Origin of the sequence: Frankia sp. Mgl5 (assembly GCF_023242985.1) — a bacterium.
GTDB lineage: Bacteria > Actinomycetota > Actinomycetes > Frankiales > Frankiaceae > Parafrankia > Parafrankia soli.
Map to the genome: position 1 here is coordinate 1 of NZ_JALKFY010000474.1, position 435 is coordinate 435.

Here is a 435-nt window from a genome sequence, read left to right on the forward strand (position 1 = left end):
CGTCAGGGGTCGACGTGGCTGCGGACCGCGCTCACCGAGGCGGCGCACGCCGCCGCCCAGACGCGGGACACCTACCTGGCCGCGCACTACGCCCAGATCCGGGGCCGCCGTGGGGTCCAGAAAGCCGTGGGGGCGATCCGTCACGACATTCTGATCGCCTACTGGCACATCGTGCACGACGACACCGTCTACCGGGACCTCGGCCCTGAATGGATGCGGCGCCGGCACAGCACGGAAGCCCAACAGAAACGCCTCGTCGCCCAACTAGAGAAACTCGGCCTGAAAGTAACCGTCGAACCCGAACAGCCCGCCGCCTGACCACCCGGGAGGAATAGCCGCAACCAAACAGCCACACTGTGACGCCGGGCCCGACCACCCGGCGCGGTCAGCCACGCCCGCCGCCGACCCAGCCCACACCGGAAATCCTCACCTCAG

General features: G+C 69.0%; 1 pseudogene. It reads left to right on the forward strand.

The window, feature by feature from the left end:
- A pseudogene (locus tag MXD62_RS10205) lies at positions 1–318 on the forward strand (IS110 family transposase); the annotation flags it as partial.
- Between the last annotated feature and the right edge of the window lie 117 nt (positions 319–435).